The sequence below is a fragment of the Prauserella muralis genome, from assembly GCF_003202285.1.
Classification (GTDB): Bacteria; Actinomycetota; Actinomycetes; order Mycobacteriales; family Pseudonocardiaceae; genus Prauserella_B; species Prauserella_B muralis.
This window is the reverse complement of the sequence record NZ_MASW01000001.1, coordinates 264,240-283,628: the sequence shown is the minus strand read 5'-3', so window position 1 is coordinate 283,628 and position 19,389 is coordinate 264,240. Positions and strand designations below refer to the sequence as shown.

General features: G+C 67.8%; 20 protein-coding genes. 4 read left to right on the top strand and 16 right to left on the bottom strand.

The annotated features are described in order from the left end of the window. Window positions 1-56 precede the first annotated feature (56 nt). From BAY60_RS02205 to BAY60_RS02150, 11 genes are all read right to left on the bottom strand, one after another. The gene (locus tag BAY60_RS02205) at window positions 57-482 is read right to left on the bottom strand and encodes a hypothetical protein (protein ID WP_112279140.1); all 426 of its coding nucleotides are present in this window, start codon (window positions 480-482) and stop codon (window positions 57-59) included. Beyond that, the gene (locus BAY60_RS02200; protein ID WP_112279139.1) at window positions 482-1,141 is read right to left on the bottom strand and encodes an HNH endonuclease family protein; all 660 of its coding nucleotides are present in this window, start codon (window positions 1,139-1,141) and stop codon (window positions 482-484) included. Before BAY60_RS02200 ends, BAY60_RS02205 begins: the two co-directional genes overlap by 1 nt. Window positions 1,142-1,165: 24 nt before the next feature. Then, window positions 1,166-1,615 (bottom strand): hypothetical protein, encoded by a 450-nt coding sequence (locus tag BAY60_RS02195; protein ID WP_112279138.1) that lies wholly within the window; start codon window positions 1,613-1,615, stop codon window positions 1,166-1,168. 239 nt (window positions 1,616-1,854) lie between these two features. Further along, entirely contained in the window at window positions 1,855-4,074 is a 2,220-nt protein-coding gene (locus BAY60_RS02190) for an FtsK/SpoIIIE domain-containing protein (protein ID WP_112279137.1), read from the bottom strand. 15 nt (window positions 4,075-4,089) lie between these two features. Beyond that, a complete protein-coding gene (locus tag BAY60_RS02185; protein WP_112279136.1) occupies window positions 4,090-5,277 on the bottom strand; it encodes a hypothetical protein in 1,188 nt (395 codons plus the stop codon). Then, complete coding sequence (locus BAY60_RS02180; protein ID WP_112279135.1) at window positions 5,274-5,564, bottom strand: hypothetical protein; 291 nt, start codon at window positions 5,562-5,564, stop codon at window positions 5,274-5,276. Before BAY60_RS02180 ends, BAY60_RS02185 begins: the two co-directional genes overlap by 4 nt. Next, window positions 5,557-5,820, bottom strand: a complete 264-nt coding sequence (locus tag BAY60_RS02175; RefSeq protein ID WP_146770968.1) for a hypothetical protein — start codon at window positions 5,818-5,820, stop codon at window positions 5,557-5,559. Before BAY60_RS02175 ends, BAY60_RS02180 begins: the two co-directional genes overlap by 8 nt. Next, the gene (locus BAY60_RS02170; protein WP_112279133.1) at window positions 5,807-6,052 is read right to left on the bottom strand and encodes a hypothetical protein; all 246 of its coding nucleotides are present in this window, start codon (window positions 6,050-6,052) and stop codon (window positions 5,807-5,809) included. Before BAY60_RS02170 ends, BAY60_RS02175 begins: the two co-directional genes overlap by 14 nt. Then, on the bottom strand, window positions 6,052-6,336 hold the full coding sequence (locus BAY60_RS02165; protein WP_112279132.1) for a hypothetical protein: 285 nt from the start codon (window positions 6,334-6,336) through the stop codon (window positions 6,052-6,054). Before BAY60_RS02165 ends, BAY60_RS02170 begins: the two co-directional genes overlap by 1 nt. Further along, on the bottom strand, window positions 6,333-6,632 hold the full coding sequence (locus tag BAY60_RS02160) for a hypothetical protein (protein WP_112279131.1): 300 nt from the start codon (window positions 6,630-6,632) through the stop codon (window positions 6,333-6,335). Before BAY60_RS02160 ends, BAY60_RS02165 begins: the two co-directional genes overlap by 4 nt. 313 nt (window positions 6,633-6,945) lie before the next feature. Beyond that, window positions 6,946-7,251: a hypothetical protein gene (locus tag BAY60_RS02150; protein ID WP_112279129.1), complete on the bottom strand. Its 306-nt coding sequence runs from the start codon at window positions 7,249-7,251 to the stop codon at window positions 6,946-6,948. A gap of 138 nt (window positions 7,252-7,389) precedes the next feature. Here BAY60_RS02150 and BAY60_RS02145 point away from each other — a divergent pair, with 138 nt between their 5' ends. Then, the gene (locus BAY60_RS02145; RefSeq protein ID WP_112279128.1) at window positions 7,390-7,746 is read left to right on the top strand and encodes a winged helix-turn-helix domain-containing protein; all 357 of its coding nucleotides are present in this window, start codon (window positions 7,390-7,392) and stop codon (window positions 7,744-7,746) included. A 20-nt stretch (window positions 7,747-7,766) separates the two neighbouring features. On the opposite strand, the gene BAY60_RS02140 is transcribed toward BAY60_RS02145, so the two are convergent. After that, window positions 7,767-7,961: a hypothetical protein gene (locus BAY60_RS02140; protein ID WP_112279127.1), complete on the bottom strand. Its 195-nt coding sequence runs from the start codon at window positions 7,959-7,961 to the stop codon at window positions 7,767-7,769. A gap of 132 nt (window positions 7,962-8,093) precedes the next feature. On the opposite strand from BAY60_RS02140, the gene BAY60_RS02135 reads away from it, so the two are divergent. Continuing rightward, window positions 8,094-9,509, top strand: coding sequence for an NsdA family TPR-like regulatory protein (locus tag BAY60_RS02135; RefSeq protein ID WP_112279126.1), 1,416 nt, complete (start codon window positions 8,094-8,096; stop codon window positions 9,507-9,509). Here the strand turns inward: BAY60_RS02135 and BAY60_RS02130 are convergent. The 4 genes from BAY60_RS02130 to BAY60_RS02120 form a co-directional block, all read right to left on the bottom strand. Continuing rightward, entirely contained in the window at window positions 9,469-10,347 is an 879-nt protein-coding gene (locus BAY60_RS02130) for a phosphotransferase family protein (RefSeq protein WP_112279125.1), read from the bottom strand. The two genes, BAY60_RS02135 and BAY60_RS02130, sit on opposite strands and share 41 nt — an antisense overlap. 124 nt (window positions 10,348-10,471) lie before the next feature. Beyond that, window positions 10,472-13,990, bottom strand: a complete 3,519-nt coding sequence (locus tag BAY60_RS36690; RefSeq protein WP_146770967.1) for a hypothetical protein — start codon at window positions 13,988-13,990, stop codon at window positions 10,472-10,474. A 423-nt stretch (window positions 13,991-14,413) separates the two neighbouring features. Next, window positions 14,414-14,686 (bottom strand): hypothetical protein, encoded by a 273-nt coding sequence (locus BAY60_RS02125; protein WP_146770966.1) that lies wholly within the window; start codon window positions 14,684-14,686, stop codon window positions 14,414-14,416. 1,195 nt (window positions 14,687-15,881) lie between these two features. Beyond that, window positions 15,882-17,051, bottom strand: a complete 1,170-nt coding sequence (locus tag BAY60_RS02120) for an RsbRD N-terminal domain-containing protein (RefSeq protein WP_146770965.1) — start codon at window positions 17,049-17,051, stop codon at window positions 15,882-15,884. A gap of 75 nt (window positions 17,052-17,126) precedes the next feature. Here BAY60_RS02120 and ureA point away from each other — a divergent pair, with 75 nt between their 5' ends. Together ureA and BAY60_RS02110 are read left to right on the top strand one after the other, a co-directional pair. Beyond that, window positions 17,127-17,711 (top strand): urease subunit gamma, encoded by a 585-nt coding sequence (ureA, locus tag BAY60_RS02115; RefSeq protein ID WP_112279122.1) that lies wholly within the window; start codon window positions 17,127-17,129, stop codon window positions 17,709-17,711. Next, window positions 17,708-19,384: an urease subunit alpha gene (locus tag BAY60_RS02110; RefSeq protein WP_112279121.1), complete on the top strand. Its 1,677-nt coding sequence runs from the start codon at window positions 17,708-17,710 to the stop codon at window positions 19,382-19,384. Before ureA ends, BAY60_RS02110 begins: the two co-directional genes overlap by 4 nt. The last annotated feature ends 5 nt before the right edge of the window (window positions 19,385-19,389 follow it).

The window sequence follows — 19,389 nt, the reverse complement described above, 5'->3', positions numbered from 1 at the left end:
TGGGGGCTGCCGGGCCGGTGAGGCTCCGGGGGCCGGTCATCGGCCCGGCAGCGGCTTTAGAGGGACAGGCGGCCCTTGACGATCAGCCGCGGGGCGGCGGCGAGGATCGCCGCGTAGTGCCGGTTGATGTGCTTGCGGGCCAGGGCGCGGGCCTTGCCTTCGGACAGGCGGTCGTTGCCCAGGGCGCGGTTGACGTGGCGGAAGTTCTTGATGTCGTGGCTGGAGTGGTAGCGGCTGGCGCGCTTGCCGTGGGTGCGCATCCACTTGTCTTCGGCCTCGAATCCGCCCCAGCAGCCAATGGCGTAGCCGAGGAGGTTGTCGTCGTCCCAGCGGACGTTGACGTAGCCGCTGTCGCCCTCGTGCACGATTTCCTTGATCCGGAACCCGGCGGCCTTCCAGGCGAATGCGTGCCCCAGCTCGTGCACGGCGATCTGCAGTTGCCGGGGGTCCTCGGGGTCGCGGCGTGGCCCGAACAGTCCCATCACCGATCACCCCCGCAGCGGGCGAGCACGCCGCGCAGCGCGGCGGCCTCGGCGGGATCAACAGTGAGTCGGTAGCGGTGTTTGACCGCGACCCAGCGCTGCACGTAGCCGCAGCGGTCGCGGTCGGGCAGCCAGTGCGCGGGGTCCTGGTCGCCCTTGGCGCGGTTGCTGGCGGCGGTGACGGCCACGAGCAGCGCGGGGTCGTTGGCGTAGGCCTCGCGCTGGGCCTCGCTCCAGTGGCGGGTGCCGGAGCGGGCGGCTTCGGCCAGCGGCACCACGTGGTCGATGTCCAGCTCGGACGGGTCGGTGACGACCTGCCCGTCGTAGGCGCTGGTCCACTGTCCGGCGGTGATGCGGCAGTCCTCGCCGACCCGGACGCCGTGGCCCTGCTCGCGCAGAACCTCGTCGCGGGTGTCGCAGCCGTCGCCGACGTAGTCCCAGTGCGGCCACTGGTCCCGGTCGTAGGGGGCGCCGGTGTCTTCCGGCGCGACCCGCAATCCCGCCACGTCAACGGCGCCAGCGACCGGGGTGGCCGCGGGTGCGGGGGTGGTGGTGTGTGTGGTGGGTAGGCGGCATCCGGTGAGGGTGAGGGTCGCGGCGAGTGCGGCGGTGGTGGCGAGCACGGCCCGGCGGGTGCTGTGGGTGGTGTGGGTGTGCATGGATCGGGTGCCTTTCGTGGGTGGTTAGACGCGGGAGGTGGTGAGGCGGCCGGTGGCGTGCAGGGTGTGGGCGGCGCGTTGGATGCGGCCCCAGTGGCGGCGCACGCGGGTGGCGGCTTCGCGGCGGGCGCGGCTTTCGCTGATGCCGGTGCCGCGGGCGTCGCGGCGGAAGGCGGCGAGGTCGTCGCGGGCGCTGCCGCGGGTGCGGCTGCGCGCCTGGCCGGTGCTGTAGCCGCCGTGTTGGACGAGGAACCGGGTGGCGGCCTCGTGTCCGGCGAGCAGCATGGCCAGCCAGTCGAGCGGCCGGTCGGGGTGCGGCCCGTTCTCGCGTGTGGTGATGTGTCCGGCGTCGTCGGCGGTGAGCCGGGCGGTGCGCAGGCGGCCCCCGGCCGCGCAGTGCACGACGGCGTGCCCGGCTTCGTGGAAGGCCGACACCCAGCGGGTCAGGTCCTCGTGGTCGCGGTAGCGTCCCATCTCTCGTCTCCAGGCTTGGTTACGGTGTGTAGTGGCGTGTGGGTAGGGGGTGCCGGGGCGGCGTCCCCGGGGAGGGAGCCACCCGGCGGTGTGCGGGTGCGGGTTCTGGCGTGGTCGAGGGGGTGTGGGGGGCTGGGTCCCTGGCCTCCCTTGGCCGTTGTCGTGGCTGTTCAGGTCGGGGGAGGTGGGGTGAGGGAGGCGGTGAGGGAAAACTCCCTCAACTCCGCTGCCTCCCTGGCCTAGATGCCCTCGGTGTCGTCGGGTTCGTCGTCGCTGTCGTGGTTACGTTCGGTGATGGCTTGGTGGATGCGGGCGGCGGAGACTTGCATGGCTCCTTCGGTCTTGTAGGGCTCGGCGTCGTGCTCGGCGAGGTAGGCGGTGAGCCGGTGCGGGGTCCAGTCGCGGTAGGCGGCCGGGTTGCGCTGGGCGAGCTGTTGCAGCACCTCGCGGGTTTTCATCCGCGCCCGCTCGCCCAGCACCGCCGCGATGTCGGCCAGCGGATCGACCGCCGCGCTGATCTCGACCGGGGCGGGGGTGGTGGTGATGCCGTGCTCCTCGCGCAGCGCCAAAGCGCGCTGCACCACCGGGGTGATCTCGTCGATGCCCTTCTCTTTGCGGACGTAGTGGGCGCGGATCAGGCCCGGCACCTTGGCGAACCCGGCGGCCATCGCGGTGCCCACGTCCTCCCCGGCGACGAGGGTGGTGGCGGAGTAGCCGCGTTTGTGCATGCCGGTGCCGAGGATGGCGTCGTTGCCCTGGTGGTCGTTGATGGCGAAGGCGACCCGGTTGGAGGCGGTCTTGGAGATCCCGCGCGGCAGGCTGTTGGCGTCGGCGTCGGGGGTGACCCAGAGCATGGTGATGCCGGTCTTGCGGGCCTTCTTGGTCACCTTCAACGCCAGCTCTTTGGCCTCGGTGCCGTGCTGTTTGTGCGTGAACAGCTCGTGCACCTCATCGAAGACCACCACCCGCGGCCGCATCCGCTCGTCGCGCTCGGCGATCTCGCGGGTCAGCTTGGCTTCCTCTCCACCGAGTTCTTCGAGGATGCGGCCCCGCTCGGACACCTCGCCCGCGAGGGTGCGCAGGGTGGTCATGGCGGCCTCGATGTGCTCCTCCTCATCGCCCTTCACCAGCGACCGGAGGCGGGGTTTCATCGGGTCGTAGTCGACGTTGTAGGCCAGCACGTGCACGTCGATGTCCACCAGCGGATCGAGCATCGCGCCGAGGAGCAGGCAGATGACCAGGGACGATTTGCCGGAGCCCATGATCCCCGCGATGAGGTAGTTGCGGGCCATCAGCCGCCCAATCACCTGCTCCCCGCGGGCATCCACCGCTACCGGGACGCCGGTGAAGTAGTCGCAGGTGCCCTCGTGCAGCAGCGGCCACGGGTCCACCGGCCCGGTGAGGATGCCCTGGTCAGCGACCCACAGGTCGAGCACCCCGGGCTGGTCCTTGGGTTCGGTGGGCCAGACCTCGATCGGCTTGCGCAGCAGGTTGTGCGCGAGCACGGTCTTGCGTTTGGCGATCTCCTCCACCGGCACCTGCCGCGGCAGCAACAACTGGGTGTGCCAGCCGCGCCCGACGCGGGTGGTGGGGGCGACCCACCGCGGCTGCCAGCCTTCCTTGAACGCGCTGGTCAACGGCCCATACCCGAGCGTGCGCAGCGCCGAGAGGATCGCGCCCTCGTCCGGCACCACATCCCGGTCCGGATCGACCGGGGTGGTGTCCGGGGTGGCCCAGGTCGGCACGGTGCCGTGGGTCTTGCCCAGATACCGCAAGCCCGCTACCGCAGCTACCGACCCGCCGATGAGGAACAGGAACCCCCAGGTCACGGCGAACCAGTAGGTCCAGGTGATGGCCTCGATGACGCCGTTGATCGGGGCGAGGATCAGCCCCGGGTCTTTCTGCGCGACGGCCAGCACGATGCCGAGGGCGAGCAGCGCCCCGGCGAGGGCCGCCGAGCCGACGCACAGGGCTTTGACCAGGGCTTTCGGGGCTTCGGTGAGCAGTTCCATGCGGCGGCGGTGCCGGTGCTCGCGGGCGCGTTCGCCGCGTTCCTCGATCTCCAGATACAGCTCGGTGTTCCCGGCGGCGCGGGCCTCCCGCAGATCGCGCTGGTAGCCGGAGTTGGTCTTGGCCTGCCACACCCGCGCGGCCGCGACGACGGTGCCCTTGCCCAGGTAGTACAGCTCCCGGCCCAGCACTTTCGTGCCCCGCTTGGCCACCGGCGCCGTGCGATGGGTGATGACCACGGCCCTCTCGGCGCGGCGGGCGCGGGTCATCTCCGAGGGGCCGTGCAGCAGCCGCGTGCCCCACGTCGGGCGGGGTTCGGTGGTGACGATCTCCCCCTCAATCGCCTCCCCCGACCCCACCGGGTCGTGGTCGTTGGTGCGGGTGGCGGGCAGGTAGTGCACCCGCGCCAACCCCCACTCGCCCTGCTCGTCGTGCTCGTGTGTGTCCATTGGTGTCCCCCGGGGTTACTGGTGGTGGTTGCGGCGGTAGTCGTCACGGAGCTGGCGGGCGGTCTTGGCCGCACACCGCAGGGTCTTGCGGATCGACTCCGCCGACGTCGGATCGACCCGGCCCGCCTCGACCGCCGCCGCCAGCTCCACGCGGAGCTGCTCGATCGAGCGGCCCGGACGCGGCTCGATCCGCGCCGAGTTGGGGGTCGACTCTTGCTGGCCAGGCCCGTGGTCGAGGGTCGCCACCGACCCCGACCCACCGGCGTCGGTAGTCGGGTCGTCGCCGGGGTCGGCAGGCCTCGACTCCACCCCGGCCCCGTGGCTGCCAAGGAGGTCGGCCAGTTCCCGATCCAGCCCGTCCAGGTCCGCGTCGACAGCGGACGGGACAGGTAGGCCGGGCACGATGGCGGCCTCCAGTCGACGCCGCACCGCCAGACGACGCGGGCGGGTGAGGACGTAGCGGCCGGGGGCGTAGACCAGCCGGGCGGCGCCGTCCGGGCCGATCTCGGCGACCGCTTGGCGCACCGCCGCCTTCCGCACCCGGGCGACCTTGCGGGCGGCGACCTTCTCGATGCGGGCGGTGTCGCGCTCGGTCCGCGTCTTGCGGGGTCCGGCGGTGATGAGCTGGTGCGCCACCACCCCGGCCACCGACACCAGGCCCATCGCCACCCCGGCCGACAGACCCGATTCGAGGCCGTGCAGCAGGTTGAGGGTGAAGTTCACCCCGGCGAAGAGCCACACCCCGACCTGCAGCGCCCACACCGGCCGCTGCGGTGTGCGGTGGCGGGTGACCTGCACGGCCAGGGCGAAGGCCCACATGCCCAGCTCTGAGAGCAGTGGCAGCACCAGCCCGATCGCCATGCCGTACAGGGCGTGGCCGTAGGCGGCCATCGCCGGAACCGCCATCACCGCGCTCACCAGGGCGAGCGGGTAGATCAGCAGATCCACCACATGCGCACCCGCCCACGCCCGCAACCCCGCCAGAGCCGCCGTGCGGCGCTCGCGGCGCGCCTGCCTGGCCGCAGCCCGGTCGGCGCGGGCCTGCCGCGCCAGCGCGTGCTGCTGTTCGGTCGCGGCCCGCTGCGCCTCCGTCATCGCCGCCGCCCGGATCGCCTCCGCCTCCGCCGCGGCCAGCGCATCAGCGCGCTTCACTTCGGCCTCGGCGGCCCGGTCCTTGCGGCGCTCCTCCCGCCACGTACTCATGCGCTCGCCTCCTCACCACGAGCGCCCTGACGGGCGTGCTCGCGCTCCTGCTTCTGCTTGCGGGGGTTGGTGGTGGCGTGGCGCTGGCGGGCGCGGTGCACCTCGCGGGCGATCCACAACCCGCCGGCCAACACCGCCACCCCCAACAGCCACCAGGTGATCGCGACGGCGAGCAGCAGCGGCAGGCCCACGGCGGTGAGTTCGCCGATGTGCCAGCCGATCCACGACACCACCCGATCCGTGCGCGTGGCCTCGCCCGCCACCGCGCGACGCTCCAGCTCAGTCACGACCCGGCACCTCCCCTCGCGACCGCCACGCGGCCACCAACGCCACGGCGGCGTAGAACGCATCGCCCAGCACCACGCCGAGCAACAGCACCGTCCAGAACACCCAGCCGCCGTAGAAGTTCGTGGTCAGCCACCACAGCAGGCCCCCGGCCACGGCGGCCCCGGCCAGCACGTGGGTGTTGTGCCACACGCACTCCCGCCGCTCCTCGGCTGCCGCGGTGGCCTCATCCGTGGTGTAAAAGTCAGGCGTAGACACCCGTGGCCTCCTCCCCCGAGTGATCGAAGTAGTGATTGATCGGCCGCCGCGGCGGCCGCGACGCCTGCCGCGCCGCGTAGGCGTCAATCCGGCGCATCGCGATCTCCAGCACCCGCGCCAGCAACACCAGCGGAATCCGGGCCAGGTGCAGCAGCAAGAACAGCACCACCGCCCCCACAAACCGCAGCAACGCCGCCGTGCCATAACGGGCCAAAACGTCGAACGTGGACATCACCGCTCACCCCCCACGTGCGCGCTGTCGCGCTCGAAGCGGGCGATGCTGGCGCTGATCTGGCCGTACAGGCCAATCGCGTCCCAATACGCCGGATCACCCAGCACCTCATCCGCCGTGCCACCACCGACGCGCTGCTCGGCGACCTGACGCAACAGATCCGTCCAGCCACCCAACACCCGCAACGCGGCCTCCAGCTCGGCGAGCGCACGCAGGCGGGCGGCCTCGATCTCCACAACGGTCGGCACCCGTCGCACCGCCGTGTCTGTCGTGGTGGGGGTCATCGGGTGGCCTCGCTTCCGGCCAGGCCCGCCGCGGCGAGCTCGCGCCCAGCCAGCTCCTCCAGCTCCACCGCTTCGCTGGCGTGCCACTGCCGCTCAAACGCGGTCACACCCGCATCCTCAGCACACCAGGCGTGCCAGGCGGCGCGTTCCCGCAGCCGCCCCGCCACCTCCCGCGCCGTCACCGTCGAGATGAGCCGGTTCAGCGCGTGCGGGCAATACGTCACGCTGTCCTCTGTGGCGGCGCGGGCCAGCCGAAGGGCCGTGGCACCCAGCACCGCGCGCAGCTTGCCTACCATGGGATTCCTTCCCGTTGAGTCCGTTGCTGGCTGAGTGGGAAGCCCCGGCCCGGTGGGCGCGTTCTTGGCGGTTCGGGCCGCCGAGCCGGGGTCCGGCACATTTATCCGGACCACGCCGCGACCCCCAACCGCCGGGCGCGCTCCAACGCAGCCCGCGCCTGCTCCCGAGCGGCCGTCGAACCCTCCGCGGCCAAGTGCTCCAACACCCGCGCCTTGCGCGCGTACCAAGCCGCCACCACCGATTCCGGCGCGTCCAGCCCCGGGCGTGCCAGCTGCAACGCGGCCAACTCGCTCACCGTGTTCGGCCTGCCCATCACGCCGCCTCCCCCTCACCACACGCGGACACACCCAGACGAGTCGGCAGCGACCGCAACACCGTCCGATCCGCCCGGCGATGCGTCCGCCGAGCCCGGACCTGATCGGTGAAATCCCGCGACACCCGCAGCGACTCCACCCGATCCGCAGCAGCCCACTCCCGCTCCATCTCCTCCACCAGCGCATCAATCTCCGCGACCTCAGCCGCCATCGCTTCCTCCCTCGCCACCGCAGAAACGTCCTCGTCCAGCAGCGGGAACAGCGCCTTACGTGCCGTCTTGCTGGCGATCCGTGCGGAACTCATTAATCTCCCATCCGTTGAGCTTCCTGAGATCTGGCCTAGGCCAGACGTGCAAATTGAGACAGTAAGTGGGCCAGATGCTTGTGTCAAGGGTCTGGCCTAGGCCACCGCTAGACTGGGCAGGCCGCGAAAGGGGATTGCATGGGTGCGAGCAGGGACGACATCGCTGGGCCGCTGCGTGAGCGCATCGTCGCGGGCGATCTCAAGCCAGGGGACAAGCTGCCGAGCTTCCGAGCGCTCGCCAATCAGCACGGCGCGGCGCGGGGAACCGCCTCGGAGGCAGTCCACCTGCTCGAGCGGGAAGGGCTGGTTGAGATCAGGGACAAGAGCGCGGCCGTTGTCCTGGCGCCGCGCGAGGGCGGTCGCACACCGGAGGCAAGGCTGACCGACGCGCGAGCGGAGTTGCTTGCCCTCCAACAGGATGCGAAGGAGTTGGAACGGCGCGCACACGACCTCGCCGAGCGTCTGTCCGCCGCCCTGTCCCGGCTCGGAACGTAGCCTCGCGGCGGCGGCCCGGCTCAGAGTTGCTGTACGAACGAGACCAGGCCGTCCAGCGCGCTGTCGAGCCATCTGCCGATCGCATTCGCCCAGCTCGCCGCCTCGTTCGGGTGCTTCACAATGATCGCGAGCGATGCCACGATGACCAAGGTGGCGATGAGCTTCGGTGCTGTCCGCCCCTTGGTGGGCATCGGCATCAGGCTTTTGCGGGCCATGGATACCTCCCAGTGCCGGGTTCTGTGTGTTCCCGTTCGCTGCCATGACTCCAGGAAACCGCAGCCTGACCAGGCAAAACAGGGCACACTAGGGGGCACACTTGAACACTCGGGGCACAGTCGGGGCCTGACGTGGAAGGCAACGAGCGTCTCGCCGCGCTGATGCATGAGGCCGGATTCCTGCGGGATGACGGGTCGGTCGGGCTCAAGGTGTTCGCGCGCGCGGTCGGGCAACATGCCGGTCGGACCTACACCCACACCTACGTACGCCGCTGGCTCAACGGCATGGTTCCGCGCGACTCCGCTACGCGGCAGGCCATCACCGGCGCACTCGGTGAACGGCTCGGGCGGCAGGTCGGGCTCGATGAGGTCGGGTTCAGCGCGGCGGAGAAGGTGCCGGGCGACCTGGGCTTGGCCTATCCCGACGACATGTCAAACGGCATCGCCACGGTCACGCGCTTGTGGCAGGCCGACCTTGATTCCACCTCAGTCGTGCTGTCGGCTCCGGCCAACGTCGCGGCGTGGAACGAGGCCTCCCTGTCCTGGCTCGTCGCCTCCCGCGAAGACATGTTGGGGCACAAGGGCAAGCGCAAGGTCGGCCCCGGTGACATCGCTGGCCTGCGCAGCACCACAGAGATGTTCGACCAGCTCGACGGCCAGCACGGAGGCGGTCACGCTCGCCGAGCATTGATCGAGTTCTTGCGGACCGATCTGGCTGCGCTGCTACAGGGTTCCTGCACCGACGAGGTCGGTCGCGAGCTGTTCAAAGCCGCTGCGCAGGCGACGTTGCTGGGCGCGTGGATGTCCTACGACGCTGGGCTGCACGGGCTCGCCCAGCGGTATTTCATCCAGGCGCTTCGCCTTGCTGAGGCGACCGGCGACCGCCTACTCGGCGCGAGCATCCTCGACGCCATGAGCCACCAGGCAACGTTTCTCGGCAACTACCGCGAGGCGGCCAACCTCGCCCGTGCTGCGCGGATGGGCACCGAGACCGCGGGCTCTCCCAGCGCATCGGCCCACTACTACGCCATGGAAGCCCGCGCCCTGGCCCGGCTCGGCGACGCCGCCGCATGCGACCGCGCCATGTCCGCGGCCGTGCGCGAGTTCGAACGCCGCAACCCGCACGACGACCCCGCCGACTGGTTCGACTACTTCAACGAAGCCGAGCTTGCCGCCGAGCTGGGCCACTGCAACCGCGACCTCGGACGGGCTGCCGACGCCACCACCTACGCCACACAATCCCTCGGGCCAACCGAAAGCGGCTACATACGCAGCGACTTCTTCGCCACCATGGTGCTCGCCGACGCCTACCTCGACCAGGGCGAGGCGGAGCAGGCCTGCCAGGTAGCCCTAGATGCCCTGCATATCGGCGAGCAACTCAAGTCAGCCCGCTGCCACGCCTACGTCGGCGAGTTCCGCGAACGGCTCGCCCGCGTCGGCCGAAGCCCGGTCGTCGCCAACTTCATCGAGCAGGCCACGAACACGCGGCTCTGGCTCCCGGAAGACGCTAGAAGGGCGCCCACTCGCGGCGGCTCCCGCCAGTCCTGAGCGTCTCGACCCGCTTGCGCACCTCGGCGGCGGCCCGCTCATCGGACCCGGCCTTCCCACACAGCCACATCGTCATCGAGATCTCGCGGTAGTCGGCGAGCACCGGGTACCCAGGCCATTCCATGATGTCGAAGCCGTACGCCTCGACAAACGAGCGGTACTCCTCCTCCGTGTGCCAGCCGAACCGCTCGTAGAACAGGGCCGTCTGCACCAGGTCCCACTCGCGCGGGCCAATGCTGAAGCTGTCGAGGTCGATCAGCACCGGGTTGCCCTCGCGGTCAAGGATGACGTTGCCGACGTTGGCGTCGCCATGGATCACACCGGGTGAGAGTGCGAAATCAACACTCTGATAACTTTCCCGCAAAAAATCAATGCGATCACGAAGAAATGCGGCGTCGTCAGGATGGAGGTTGCCGAGTGCGCCCGCCTGTTTGTCTAGCTTCGCAAACGGGCGCGTCTCATCCAATTGCAGCGATCCGGGCGGACTAAGTGCATGCAGGCAACGCAGCAGGGTTCCGACCTGGGATAAAGGTGCGTACCGCTCGCTGTCTGAGGCAGACTCCCAGTACGTCACTGGATGACCGCCCAGGTCAACTGGCTGAGCGACCTTGAGCGCTCTCGCTGCAGGATACCCTTCAGTCTCAAGCCAACGCGCGACGGCCACCTGCTTGGCCGCGTCGCGCATACCACCGACATCACGGCCGATACGAACGATCGTCGCCTTCTTAAGGCGAAACACCGCATTCGAACCTAGCCGAACTAGCACACTCCCAGTGGGGTCGAGGCCCACCCTCTCGCAGGCGGCAACCACGGCCTTTCTTGCCGACTCTTCCGTCATGGGTGCGCTCGTCGTCAATTTCTCAAGGCCCTTCGTGTCTCGGCTCAGGTGTACGAGAATTCCGCAGGCGTCGCACATTCTAAGGGTACCGATATTCGGCGAAACCTTGGTGATCTGTCACGAGTTATCTATCCAAGCCTTGCCTCCGACGTTCCGCCTCTGCTTCGTTCCGCCGAGCTTCTGCCGCATAAAGCTCTCCGACCCTCTTTAGCAATCTTCGTGTCCTAGGCCACTCCCGGGCCTGCTCGGAATGTAGCTCGAACGCTTCTGCCAGTTGTCGCTCTTGGGCGCCACCCTCCGTGATGCCGCGTACAGTCGTCCCGCGAAGATTGTAAATGCCGATCTCAATTCCGCGTTCAATGTCAGCACTACAGAGTTCCTCGATAATATCGCGGACGATTTCATTTATCGGTGCACCATTGCTGGTGGGTGGCGAGTTCGCAAGGAACTCCCCGATTTGCCGGTCGCCAGCAGTCACTCTATCGGCAGCTCTTAGCTGGGTACGCGCATCATGGACCCATGAACGCAACGTGGCTGCGTCGATTTCGCCATCGGCAGTAACCCCAGGGCACCGCCTACATGATCTCAAGACTTCGTATGCGCGCGATGCAAGTGCTCGTCTGCGCTCCTCCATGCCATCTTCTTCAGCTTCGCTCTGGTTGTCCGGTCTGTGAGAGTAGGCGACCAGTTCGCAAAAGAAGGCGGGGTTCTCCACGATGGCACGATGAAGTGTCGGGGCATCGGTCTCAAGTGTCATGATAGGGAAGAGTTGCCATTCGAGGTGGACCACTCTTTGAAGCCCGACCGCATCCCGATACCGTGAGAGAATTCCGAACAGTCTTTCGAAATCGTGAGCCTGGAATTGTCGCACTTCGGGATCATCCTGGCCGCTCTCAACTAGCGCTTCGAGTCCGCTCGCGATAATTTCGGCGACTTCAATACCCGGGTCGTCAGTTCGCGAATAAAGTTGAATCAAGTCGAGTGCCGCAGCTGCTCGCCCGACATCGAGAAGTGCCCAGGCTGCCTCGCATGCATGTGCGAAGTCGTGGCCCAGGCCATAGTAAACGAATTCACGCCAGTAGTGCTCCCGAACCGTTGGGCTCAATTCGCCAAGTTTTTCCCAGGACTCCGAAGGTCTTCTCATTAATCGGAGAACCCTGGCCTGGGTTAGGTGGTCATGGGTGTTGGAGATAAGTCGGTCCCGCAAGTCTGTCCCGGCGTGCCGCAAGCGTTGACTGATATAGCCGGACGCCACGTCCCGTTCGGGGCTCTCATTGTCTGGCAGCTTCGCGAGCATGTCTTCGTCGTAGCCGTCCGAGTAATTCGCGAGGGCTATTCCTATAAGGCTGGGATGCAGCACTTGTGCGGCCAGGTCCATCAGCGCACTGACGCCACCTTGCGTGAGGATTTCACCGACCGCCCTTGAGCGATAGTTGCTAACCTGCCGCTCGTGTGCCTCGAAGTCGTCACGCCTGCTCGTCTCGCCGAGCGTGATCCAGTCTTTTCGGAAGAGCCATGCGTGACGCAATACCGGATTGCTCGGCGTCAACGCGGCGCATGCTTCTTGCAACTTGGAAAGTTGGTCCTGCGGTAAGGCCCACTCTGTGTCGGAATACTCCTGATGATACGCGATCTTTTCTCGTAAGGCCTCAAAGGCGCGGGTCTTCGAATCGCCGTCCGACAATTCTGTTCCTAGTGCTTTCAGGCGGTCTGTGATAAGAAGTCTGGAGTTAGGCGGAACAAGGTCAATTTTGTCGATTAGATCGACGCACATATTGACTTCCGTGTCTATCATTTCCGTTGCGAGTTCGACAACGGTCTTTATCACGCAATCGAGGTCGCCGTAAGTGATCGTCGTACTACGTTCCCAGTCCCTATATTTTGGGCCCGCGTGAGCCGTTTGGAACGTGTGTCTTTCGGGGATTAGTGCGGGCAGCAGACGTCTTGCCACTCGTGGCTCCCGACGTGCAATTCGCCGGATACATCGGATCCGGTCTTCGGCGTTGGCCGTCGTGTTCGGGCACCAGGCACTGAGAATCCCGACCAGGCTAGATAGTGGTCGGTTAGCGATACGGCCGCCAGGGTCCATCGCTGCGAGTGCGGTAAGCACTTCGACGACTTCGTCAATATATTCGGGCTTCCACGCGAGAACCTCGAGTGCCCAAAGGAAGTGGATATGCGGCGAACGAGAGCCGAGACCGAAAGCGTCTTCTTGGTCTTCGGTGAACATGGCTACATGTGCTGGTGCGTCGCCAGACATTCCGATTCTCATGGCGTCGAGAAACTCGTCCGGTGCCGCTTCGGCAAGCAATGTTAGGATGTCAGAAATTGAGAGCCAAAGCCGGTAGCTATCGTCGGCATTTGCTTGATTCAGGAGGTCGGCAACTATGTGGCGAGCGAACTCTGCCGTCGTCCTGCCGACGGTGCCCTGAATAGTGGAGTCAACGACGGCAAGCAAAACCAGCGACTCCGCGAGTCCCGTCCGTAACGTATGCGAGAATCTCCGTGTTGTTCCGTAAAACCCTGCCATCCATCGCTCGCTGGGCGCCATTTCGAGCACCGGGTCAAGCTCGGTAAAGACCTCAAGGGCAGCTCCTCGGAAGGCCTGGAGGTCGTCGGCTGTCATTGCTGACGCAAGCAACGTCCAGGCGTCTTCGCTTGAAAGCACATGCCAAATGTCATCGACACGGCCAACGAAGGGCTCGTCGGGTCCTTGAGATAGCTGCTGGGCCGTCTCGTCGACCTGCTCATAGGATTGCCCGGTGAGCTCGGCAGCAATCCTGCGATCCTCGTCATGCCCGGCGCGCCAAGAGTTCACAAGAAGTAGTCTGCGCATCATCTTGTTTGGTTCGCGTGCCCACGCGGGGGTAAGCGTGTCCGGGTAATATGCGAGGGCTCTTCTCAGGGCAAGAAGACTTCGCCGACCGAGATTGCCGAGCCGCGATACTTGATCATGCGAAACACCAGCGACTCGAAGTTCCGTAGCGATAATCTCGCTATCGAGCCGCGGAACCGTGACATCAGGTTGTTGTCCTGGAGCGGCGTTTACGATTAGCTGATGCGAATGTCCAACAGGAAGATCCCGTGCCAACGCAGCGTCGTCGAGGGCCAGGATGAGCGGCTGTGGTTGGGCCACCAGGCGCGCAAGGCTCGTAGCGTCGGTAACGGAGAGTGATCGGGCTCCTGCGCGACTGGCATCAATAGAGGCTGTGCGTTCTAATGCTGCTGCGATGAATGCGCGCGCTTCGTCCGGTCGAAGATCACTGCTTAGCTTAATCAGGCGACGTCCAGTACTGAGCATTGCAGCCAGGTCTTCTGCTGCCTTTTCTCTGCCAGCAAGCACGATCGTTTGGTTTAAGGGAACGCGAGTCGACGGTAGCCATGTCTCGGTCCACCAAGCTCCGATGCTCCGGACTCCCGGCAACGCCTTGCCCACTTGGGCCGCTAACCAGGCTGTTGTTGCGGGGGCGTGATCGAGCCATGCGTGGATTTTGTCGAGGTTGTATGCGCGAACCTCGCGCCAGCGTCCTTCTCTGTTCTTCTCAGTCGCCCAGGCCCTTGCCTTGGTCCATGGCACGAGCAGCGCTTCGATGTACGTCACGTCCTGCGTTGCCATATCGCTGGGACCGGCCAACCGCTTCACGTAGTCTTCTTCAGCCTTCGATTGCCCTCCGCCCACTGACAGTTCCCACACGGAGGTCCCAGAAGGCACAAAGACGCTCGAGTCGTCGCACCGCACGACTCCATCGAAGCCACCGGTGGCAGTCCCGGATCCTCCGGGCATGTCCAAATCCGCCAAACCGTTGGCAGTCTCCGCAATTAGGCGACGTACCAGAAGAGGGAACACGGTATCGAATCCAGCGGAGGTAGCTGCTGCCTTCAGATCGTCACGCGTGACCGGCGGCCAATGATCCATCCAACAGACGATATACCGCACTCCCGGCAGGAGCCATCCCCGACGATGTTCGTCTTCCGTTGGCGAGATGCGGCGCCGCAGGTCTAAACCGCTGCTCGGGTGACGGCTGGCTGCAGGCGGAGACCAAGAGGACCAACGAACCTAGGCGGTCTAACGCCCGAACTTGCCGATGGTTCGCTTCGACTCCCACCGGCCGAGTTCGTGCAACGCCATCCGGTCGTAACCAATGGATGCCATGGCCTCTTTGACACGGTCGACGCTAAGGCCTGCCTTGTGAATGTCGCCCATGAGATTGGGCATGATCTCTTCGGTCTGCGGGTTTCGCGCCCAGCCGTTGTTGCCGAGATCATCGAGGAAGTCCAAGAGCTCCGCTTGCGCTTGGTTGTATCCCGGCCAGGAGTGGTCTTGTGCTCTTCGCGCCATGCGGCCAAGGTACCCGGTCATCGACCATGCAGCGGGGTTGAGTGCACGGCCCCTATGCATGGCCAAGGTGCTCAAACTAGGTCTCATTCATCGCCGGTCGCGAGGGGTCACGTGCGGCCTCAGTAGGTCGTTGACCTGGGCATATTCCGCCGGAGACCTATGGTGAACTCGTTACCCGAGACCTGAAAAGCGGAAGGCCGCCGACTCGACCCGGGTATGACAGTGCGCAACGTGCACTCCAACGATCATCGCGCCAACCTTCCGCCGGAAACCAGCCATCCTCCAGTCCGACGTCAGCAACGCCGTGGCCCCATCCAGCTAACCCGCGGCACAGTCGTTGAGTGGTTGGCCGGTTCTCGCGCAGTACTCCTCGTAGGTCTCGCCGTTGGCGTCTGTCATGGTCGCCCTGGACTCGGCAGCTTCACGCTCTAGCTGCTCGGCGTATGCACGTTGCGCGCGGCTGCGTTCGGCGTTCAGCTCGGGGCAGTTCTTGTTGGTGATGATGTTCGGGTTGTTGGGGTCCTCGAACTTTGCCGGGGCGGTCGGCTCGCACGAGTAGAGCGGCTCGGCTACGTCCGCTGGCTCGCTCGTCTGCGGCGGCGGGGTTGTCGTCGTTACGACAGGTGGCGAGCTGGTAGTCGTGGGCGCGGGCGTCGTGGTGGTAACGACAGGTGGGGATGGCCTGGATGGCACGGGTGGCGGTTCCGGGCGCGTAGCGGTGCACGCCGAGATCAACAGGAGTCCTCCGAGCACCGTGGCTACGAGGTGACTTCTCATTCGGTTCCCCCAAGGTCTCGCCACGAAGTCGTGCGCGGACCAAGCCGTGTTACGCCTGCCCGTCGTCGTCTCAGTTGTCGTCTCATTCGCGCACGGTCAGCGGCGATCGGCTGGGGCCATCTCCGCTGCTTTACCACGTGTTTCGCCATGTGGGGTACTGCGGCGAACACGGCATCCAACAGCTTGTAAACAGCAGGTCGCAGGTTCGAGTCCTGTTGCCGGCTCAGTGCCGGCCGGGGCGGCTCCGAAGCGGAGGCGCCCCGGTCCGCGCTCGTCTCGTTTGTCCGTGTGCGGACGTTGCCCGGACTCTGCCGCCGTAACGCACGACGTGCCCCGCGCATTCCTGCGCACGGCGTCTACATCGGAAGACGCCGCCCCGGCGGGCCGGGAACCGGACCGGACGGCCCGGCCACCCGGCTCACCCGGCCGGTTCGCGGGCGGCCAGCGCCACGCGCAGCAGCGCGGCCTGCTCGGGGCGCGTGACGTCGCAGCCGGTCAGCTCCGTGAGCCTGCGCAGGCGGTTGAGCACGGTGTTGCGGTGGCAGAACAGGGCACCCGCCACGTCCCCGACCGAGCCCGAGCGCAGGTACGCCATGGCCGTCTCCACCAGCCGCTCCCGTTCCCTGGTGCCGGTGCCGTCCAGACCGGACAGCACCTCGGCCGCCAGCGCCTCGCCGAGTTCGCCGAGGCGGGTGGCGACGAGCGCGGGCCACACGTCGGTCAGGCCCCGCGGCCCCGGCTCGCCGCTGGGCAGCGCGGCCAGCTCGACCGCGGTGCGCACGGCCTTCGGCACCTCGGTGAGCGACGCCGCGACGGGCGCGAGCCCGCACGGCACACCTCGCAGCCACCGGGCCGGGACCTCGCCGATGCCGGGTGGCAGCTGCACGATCAGCACGGGCCTGCGCTCGACGTCCTGGACGTGCACGGTGAGCCCGGCGGCGCGCAGGTCCTCCGCCGCGTGCCGCAGCGGCCTGCTCTCCGCCAGCGGCGCCGCCGCGACGGCGAAGCGGGCACTCGCGCTGACGCTGAGTGCCGTGGCCACCTGTGCCACGACCTGCGGATCCCTGGCGTCGGTGGCGAGCAGGCGCCCCACCAGCTGCCCTCGCTCGTGCTCGCGCTCCCTGGCCAGCACCGCGGCCTCGGAGAGATAAGCCAGATGGATGCGCGTCGTGTGGTGGTCGACGGCCGCCCAGACCCGCACCGCGCTGCGCACGAGCGACGGCAGCTCCTGTTCCGTGACGCGGCGGACCAGCGCGTCCCACAGCACGCGGAAGTCGAAGCGCACCGCGTGCAGCAGTACCTCCAGCGGCACACCGCGCTGAGCCCTGCTCCGGCCGATTCGCTCGCACAGGTCACCGAGCCGGTCCGGCACCGGCAACCCCCCGATGAGCCGCAGCAGCAGCTCCAGGCTGCCCTCCGCGTGCTCGCGCAGCTCCGGCCACGGCACGGCGTCGCTGGCGTAGGGCTCCAGCGTGCGGAGTTCGGCGAGGAACACCGCCACCAGCTCGTCGAGCTCGTCGAGGCACGCGTGCACCAATCGGCGCAGTGGCTCGTCCGGAGTAACGGACGCGTGAAGCGGAGTGTGCATAGGCACAATCTAGGCGCTCAACACGGCGGCGATTGGCCATTGTGTTGGGCCGGTGACCAGGGGACCGTGCTCAGCATGCACCTGACCCCCCGGGAACAGGAGCGGCTGACGTTGTTCACCGCCGCCGAACTGGCCCGCCGCAGGCTGGCCAGGGGCGCGCTGCTGGGCGCTCCCGATGCCATCGCCTACGTCTGCGACGAGATCTTGGAATGGGCCTGGGACGGCGTGGAGCTGGACGAGATCGTGCGCAGGGCGGGTGAGCTGCTCACACCCGACCGGCTGCAACCCGGTGTGGCGGCGGCCGTGCCCGCCATCCAGGTGGAGGCGCTGTTCCCGCACGGCAGCGCGCTGGTGCACGTGCCACAGCCGTTCGGCCCGCCCGGCCCCGGCGCGCCCGGCTCGGTGCGCGCGGCCGAGGGCGAGATCGAGCTGGCCGCGGGCCGCGAACACCGGGTGGTCACCGTGCACAACAGCGGGCATCGAGCCGTGTGGATCTCCTCGCACTTCCCGTTGCACCAGCTCAACCCGGCCGTCCGCGCCGAGACCGACCTCACCGGCTACCGGCTGGCCATCCCCGCGGGCACCGCCGTGCGGCTCGGTCCCGGCGAGCGGCGCCAGGTGACGGTCGTGGCCGTCGGCGGGCGGGGAGGTGCGGCATGACGGCCCGGCTGCCGCGCGACCGCTACGCCGCCCTGTACGGGCCCACCACCGGCGACCTGGTGCGGCTCGCCGACACCGACCTGTGGGTGCGGGTCGAGCACGACGACAGCGAGCCCGGCGAGGAACTGCTCGGCGGGTGCGGCAAGACCGCCCGCGACGGCCTGCTCGTCACGCCGAGGGCGGGCCGCGACAGCGCGCTGGACCTCGTGGTGCTCGGTGTGCTGGTGCTCGACCCCCTGCTGGGCGTGCGCAAGACCAACATCGGCGTCAAGGACGGCCGCATCGTCGGTGTCGGCAGGGCGGGCAACCCGGACGCCATGGACGACGTGGAGCTGGTGGTCGACTCGCACACCGCGATGATCACCGGCGAGGGCATGATCGCCACGCCCGGCATCGTCGACTCCCATGTCCACCTTTCCAGTCCCGAGGTGGTGCCCTCCGCGCTGGCCGCGGGCGTGACGTCGCTCGTCGGCATGGGCCTCGGCGGCGTGTGGGACGTGGGCGCCAACCCCGCGCACAACCTGCACACGATGATCGACTCCTGGCGGGACCTCCCCGTGAACGTCGCGTTCCTGGCCCGCGGCTCCTCGTCGTCGGACGACCTGCTGGAACAGGCCGTGCTCGCGGGCGCGGGCGGGTTCAAGATCCACGAGGACTGGGGCGCGACACCCTCCATCGTGGACACCTGCCTCGCCGTCGCCGAGGACGCCGACCTGCCCGTCGCGTTGCACACCGACACGCTCAACGAGTCCGGCTACCTCACCGACACCCTGGAGGCCACGCGGGGCCGCACCGTGCACGCCTACCACGTCGAGGGCGGCGGCGGGCATCCCGACCTGCTGGAGATCGTGGGCAGCCCGCACGTGCTCACATCGTCGACGACGCCGACGCTGCCGCTCACTCCGGCCACCGTCAGCGAGCTGCTGCCCATGACGATGACCGTCCACAGGGGACACGCACTGCTGGACAGTGACCACGCCATCGCGGGCAGCCGCGTGCGCGAGCACGCCATCGCCGCCGAGAACGCCCTGCACGACTCGGGCGCCATCAGCATCGTCAACTCCGACTCGATGGGTATGGGCCGCATCGCCGAGACGGCGCGGCGCACCTGGCAGCTCGCGCACGTGCAGGCCACGCTCGCGGGGGAGACGGGACCGGACCGGCCCGCCAACGAGCGGGTGCTGCGCTACCTCGCCAAGATCACCCTGAACCCGGCGATCGCGCACGGCATGGCCCACGAGGTCGGGTCGCTGTCACCGGGCAGGCTCGCCGACATCGTGCTGTGGCAGCCGGCGTGGTTCGGCGCCGAGCCTGACCTGGTGATCAAGTCCGGGTTCGTGGCGTGGGGTGCCAGCGGCTCCGGGTCGGGCTCGACGCGGCTCACCCAGCCGAGGGTGATGCGCCCGTTCTTCGGCGGGCTCGGTGCCGCGCCGCGTGCACTGTCCACTGTGTTTGTCGCCGACGCGGCCGAGCGGGCGCGGCTGCCCCGCGGTCCGCGCTACGTGCCCGTCCGGGAGAGCCGCAACCTCACCAGAGCCGACATGGTCCGCAACACGGCCACGCCCCGCGTGCAGGTGCCGGTGGAGCCGGGCCCGGTCCACGTCGACGGCACCGCCGTGGACGTGCACCGAGCGCCTACGCTGCCGCTGACACGGTTGCACCACCTGGCCTGAGAGGA

What these genes read in the sequence shown, in the direction of transcription:
- BAY60_RS02195 (WP_112279138.1), bottom strand. Translation starts at nt 1,615, where the DNA reads ATGGGACGCTACCGCGACCACGAGGACCTGACCCGCTGGGTGTCGGCC.
- BAY60_RS02150 (WP_112279129.1), bottom strand. Translation starts at nt 7,251, where the DNA reads ATGAGTTCCGCACGGATCGCCAGCAAGACGGCACGTAAGGCGCTGTTC.
- BAY60_RS02125 (WP_146770966.1), bottom strand. Translation starts at nt 14,686, where the DNA reads ATGGCGCGAAGAGCACAAGACCACTCCTGGCCGGGATACAACCAAGCG.
- BAY60_RS02200 (WP_112279139.1), bottom strand. Translation starts at nt 1,141, where the DNA reads ATGCACACCCACACCACCCACAGCACCCGCCGGGCCGTGCTCGCCACC.
- BAY60_RS02140 (WP_112279127.1), bottom strand. Translation starts at nt 7,961, where the DNA reads ATGGCCCGCAAAAGCCTGATGCCGATGCCCACCAAGGGGCGGACAGCA.
- BAY60_RS02130 (WP_112279125.1), bottom strand. Translation starts at nt 10,347, where the DNA reads ATGACGGAAGAGTCGGCAAGAAAGGCCGTGGTTGCCGCCTGCGAGAGG.
- BAY60_RS02190 (WP_112279137.1), bottom strand. Translation starts at nt 4,074, where the DNA reads ATGGACACACACGAGCACGACGAGCAGGGCGAGTGGGGGTTGGCGCGG.
- ureA (WP_112279122.1), top strand. Translation starts at nt 17,127, where the DNA reads ATGCACCTGACCCCCCGGGAACAGGAGCGGCTGACGTTGTTCACCGCC.
- BAY60_RS02165 (WP_112279132.1), bottom strand. Translation starts at nt 6,336, where the DNA reads ATGACCCCCACCACGACAGACACGGCGGTGCGACGGGTGCCGACCGTT.
- BAY60_RS02205 (WP_112279140.1), bottom strand. Translation starts at nt 482, where the DNA reads ATGGGACTGTTCGGGCCACGCCGCGACCCCGAGGACCCCCGGCAACTG.
- BAY60_RS02170 (WP_112279133.1), bottom strand. Translation starts at nt 6,052, where the DNA reads ATGTCCACGTTCGACGTTTTGGCCCGTTATGGCACGGCGGCGTTGCTG.
- BAY60_RS02145 (WP_112279128.1), top strand. Translation starts at nt 7,390, where the DNA reads ATGGGTGCGAGCAGGGACGACATCGCTGGGCCGCTGCGTGAGCGCATC.
- BAY60_RS02185 (WP_112279136.1), bottom strand. Translation starts at nt 5,277, where the DNA reads ATGAGTACGTGGCGGGAGGAGCGCCGCAAGGACCGGGCCGCCGAGGCC.
- BAY60_RS02160 (WP_112279131.1), bottom strand. Translation starts at nt 6,632, where the DNA reads ATGGTAGGCAAGCTGCGCGCGGTGCTGGGTGCCACGGCCCTTCGGCTG.
- BAY60_RS02120 (WP_146770965.1), bottom strand. Translation starts at nt 17,051, where the DNA reads ATGCACACTCCGCTTCACGCGTCCGTTACTCCGGACGAGCCACTGCGC.
- BAY60_RS02110 (WP_112279121.1), top strand. Translation starts at nt 17,708, where the DNA reads ATGACGGCCCGGCTGCCGCGCGACCGCTACGCCGCCCTGTACGGGCCC.